The sequence below is a fragment of the Stenotrophomonas sp. 2YAF22 genome, from assembly GCF_052114665.1.
Lineage (GTDB): Bacteria > Pseudomonadota > Gammaproteobacteria > Xanthomonadales > Xanthomonadaceae > Stenotrophomonas > Stenotrophomonas indicatrix.
In genome coordinates this window covers 1-3,512 of record NZ_JBFRFE010000461.1, presented here as the reverse complement: position 1 = coordinate 3,512, position 3,512 = coordinate 1, and the positions used below count along the sequence as shown (strand labels likewise).

General features: G+C 66.0%; 4 protein-coding genes. 1 reads left to right on the top strand and 3 read right to left on the bottom strand.

All coding sequences use genetic code 11. The features are described from left to right. The coding region (locus AB4Y84_RS16450; protein ID WP_442250457.1) for a glycoside hydrolase family 2 protein at nt 1–1,273 on the top strand (1,273 nt) is incomplete at its 5' end. 93 nt (nt 1,274–1,366) lie between these two features. On the opposite strand, the gene mtnC is transcribed toward AB4Y84_RS16450, so the two are convergent. From mtnC to AB4Y84_RS16435, 3 genes are all read right to left on the bottom strand, one after another. Further along, complete coding sequence (mtnC, locus tag AB4Y84_RS16445; RefSeq protein ID WP_088100698.1) at nt 1,367–2,062, bottom strand: acireductone synthase; 696 nt, start codon at nt 2,060–2,062, stop codon at nt 1,367–1,369. Between the two features lie 3 nt (nt 2,063–2,065). Continuing rightward, complete coding sequence (locus AB4Y84_RS16440; protein WP_025874787.1) at nt 2,066–2,623, bottom strand: 1,2-dihydroxy-3-keto-5-methylthiopentene dioxygenase; 558 nt, start codon at nt 2,621–2,623, stop codon at nt 2,066–2,068. Nucleotides 2,624–2,714: 91 nt separating this feature from the next. Next, a complete protein-coding gene (locus AB4Y84_RS16435; RefSeq protein WP_312107291.1) occupies nt 2,715–3,356 on the bottom strand; it encodes a methylthioribulose 1-phosphate dehydratase in 642 nt (213 codons plus the stop codon). Nucleotides 3,357–3,512 lie beyond the last annotated feature (156 nt).

Genomic DNA, 3,512 nt, shown 5'->3' with positions numbered 1-3,512 from the left:
GGCGCGCGACAACGTGCGCCGGTTGCGCCACCATCCCAGCATCGTGCTGTGGTGTGGCAACAACGAGGAAGAAACGGCGTGGAAGGACTGGGGCCACGGCCGCGACCTGAAGGCAGCTGATCCGGCGTTCGCAGCGAAGGTCTGGCAGGGCTACGTCGACCTGTTCGGCAACGACCTGCGCCAGGTGGTGAGCGAGGATGGGTTGGGCGTGCCGTACTGGTCCAGTTCGCCCAGCAACGACCTGGACGAGAAGGCCAACGACTCCACCCGTGGCGACAAGCATTACTGGCAGGTGTGGGGCAATCCGGCATTGCCGGTGCAGGCGTATCTGCGCGAAACCCCGCGCTTCATGTCCGAGTACGGCCTGCAGGCCTGGCCTGCAGTGGCGACGGTGGACCAGATCGCCACCCGTGCCGAACAGCGCATCGACAGCCCGGTGATCCGCGCGCACCAGAAGTTCATGGCCGGCGAGGGCAATACACGCCTGCTGCATTACATCGAACTGGGCTACGGCACGCCGAAGGACTTCGAGGACTTCGTCTACCTGAGCCAGGTGATGCAGGCCGATGGCATCGCCCTGGCGGCGCTGCACCATCGCGCTTCGCGGCCTTACACGATGGGCTCGCTGTACTGGCAGCTCAACGATGTCTGGCCGGGAGCATCTTGGTCGAGCGTGGACTACTTCGGTCGCTGGAAGGCGCTGCACTATGCCGCGCGGCGCTTCTTCGCGCCGGTTACGGTGGCCGCACTGCGCGATGAAGGCAGTACGCGCGTGCGCCTGGTCAACGATGGTGCCGCGCTGGATGCACGTTGGCGCCTGCGGGTGATGGACGTGGAGGGCAAGGTGCTGCGCCGTCGCGAGCAGGCGGTGACCCTGGCCGCCGCCGGGGTGACGGATATCGGCACCTACGCGGATGCCGAGCTGCTGGCCGGCGCTGATCCGGCGCGGACGGTGGCGGTGTTCGAACTGCTGCAGGATGGCAAGGTGACGGCGCGGCAGGTGGTCGGCTTCGTCGAAGCCAAGGACCAGGTGCTGCCACGCCAGCAGCTGACATCAACCCTGGCGATCGATGGTGACCACTATCGCCTGCGGTTGCACAGCGCTGCGCTGGTGCGCGCAGCCTGGATCGATTTCGGCGCGCTCGACGTGCAGGTGGAAGACAACCTGCTGGACCTGCTGCCGGGCGAAACCCGCGACATCGCCGTGCGTGGCCCGGTGGATCTGGCTGCGCTGCGCGAGGCGTTGAAGGTGAAGACCCTCAACGATCGATGAGCAGCGCCGTCTCCCCGCCTTGGTAGGTGCCAACCTTGGTTGGCACAGCAGAAGCATGCCAACCAAGGTTGGCRTCCACCAAGGCGGATGGCCTTACAGCTGGATCTGCTGGAAGTTCTCGACGCGATCATGGCCGTTGGCGGCGTCGCCGATGCGCGGCATCGGGTAGTCGTCCAGGCGATCGATCAGGCGTGTCTGCAGCCCGGCTTCGCGGGCGGCGTCCAGTTCCTCGACCACGTCGGACAGGAACAGGATCTCGCCAGCGGGGACGCCGATGGCCTGCACGATGTGGCGGTAGCTGTCAGCCTCGCGCTTGCCGCCCACTTCGGTATCGAACCAGCCCGACACCAGCGGACTCAGGTCACCGGCGTCGCTGAAGCCGAAGAACAGCTTCTGCGCCGACACCGAGCCGGAGGAGTACACATACAGCGGCAGGCCCGAGGCGTGCCAACCCTTCAACACCGGCGCTACCTCCGGGTAGAAGTGCGCGGTGTAGTCACCACGACGGTAGCCCGCGTCCCAGATCAGCCCCTGCAGGGCCTTCAGTGCGGTGTGCTTGCGGTCCTGGTCGATCCAGCCCTGCAGCGTCTCGGCCACCAGGCTGTCCTGGCAGGCGCCGCCGATCTCGGTGGCGACTGCATCCAGCCAGCGACGCACCTCCGGTTGCTGGCCATGGTCGGCGACGAAGCCGGGCAGCGCCTGGCGTGCGTACGGGAACAGCACGTTCTTGACGAACGAGATGCTGCTGGTGGTGCCTTCGATGTCGGTCAGGATGACGCGGGGCTGCATTGATCAGGACGCCTGGGTCGGAATGTAACGGGGGAATTTCTGCGCGATGTCGGTGCCGGTGAAGTGACCGACCCAGCCATCCGGCTCGGTGAAGAAGCGGATCGCCACGAAGCTGGGCTCATCGCCCATGTCGAACCAGTGGGTGGTGCCGTCGGGCACGGCAATCAGGTCGTCCTTCACGCACTCGATCTCGTAGACCTTGTCGCCCACGTGCAGGGTGAACAGGCCCGAGCCGGCGACGAAGAAGCGTACTTCGTCTTCCTTGTGGAAGTGTTCGTCGAGGAATTTCTTCCTCAGCTCGGCGCGGTTCGGGTTGTCGGGGGCGATCGAGGCCACGTCCACGCTCTTGAAGCCGCGTTCGGCAACCAGGCGGTCGATGTCGGCGCGGTAGGCGGCGAACACTTCGTCCTGGCTTGCGCCGGGGGCGACCGGCGCGGTGGCCTGCCAGCGTTCAAAGGTGACGCCGATCTTCTGCAGTTCGGCAGCGATGATCGCGCCGTCCTGGGTGTCCAGCAGCGGCGATTCGGGATGGGTATCGTCGTAGATGCGCAGTCGGCTCATGGCGGCAGCTTGAACGTCTCGGGGAAGGACAGGGTAGCAGGGTGGCATTGATGGCCTGATTCCAGAACGGCATCTGGCCGTGCCGGAAACTTCAGCGGCGCAGCTTGCGCAGCTCCAGCTCGCAGTGCAGCAGGAATTCGAACGCTTCCATGTGCCGCCGTGCCTCGGCCATGTCGCGGCCCCAGGCGTACAGGCCATGGCCGTCGATCAGGTAGCCCCAGAGGGTCTGCGTGTCGAGCAGGGCGTCGACCTGGGCCGACAGCACCTCCATGTCCTGGGTGTTGGCAAACACCGGGATGTCGATGGCCATCTCGTGGGTGCTGTTGCCCGCGAAGGCCTTCAGCAGTTCGTAGCCTTCCACCCGGATATGGCCCTGCGGTGCATACAGGCGCGAGGCGATGGTCTGCACCGGCGAATGGGTATGCAGCACGCAGCCGATCTCCGGGAAGCGGCGATACAGCTGGGTATGCAGCAGGGTTTCGGCAGACGGGCGCAGCGGGCGGCCGACGGCCTTGCCATCGAAGTCCACGACCATGATGTCGTCTTCGATCAGGCGGCCCTTGTCCTTGCCGGAGACGGTGATCGCGGCGTGGCGGTCATCCAGGCGGTGGGAGAAGTTGCTGCTGGTGGCCGGGGTCCAGCCGGCCTGGGCCAGTTCGCGGACGTTGTCGATCAGCAGCTGGGCCAGTTCGCTCAGGCGCGCGGTGTCGTAGGGGAAGGTGGGGGCGTTCATGGGGGCGATTTTACTGGATTCGGCCAACGGCTGAGTCCCTCGTGGCTGGGTGCCAGAAGCAGATTCCATGGATTGGCCGGTCGGGTGGGCTGTGCAGGGGACGCCGTGAACCCATCCCTGGGGGCTTGGCCGCGGCATCCATGCCGCGGACACCCC

Coding starts and splice junctions, on each gene's coding strand:
- AB4Y84_RS16440 (WP_025874787.1), bottom strand. CDS start 2,623: ATGAGCCGACTGCGCATCTACGACGATACCCATCCCGAATCGCCGCTG.
- mtnC (WP_088100698.1), bottom strand. CDS start 2,062: ATGCAGCCCCGCGTCATCCTGACCGACATCGAAGGCACCACCAGCAGC.
- AB4Y84_RS16435 (WP_312107291.1), bottom strand. CDS start 3,356: ATGAACGCCCCCACCTTCCCCTACGACACCGCGCGCCTGAGCGAACTG.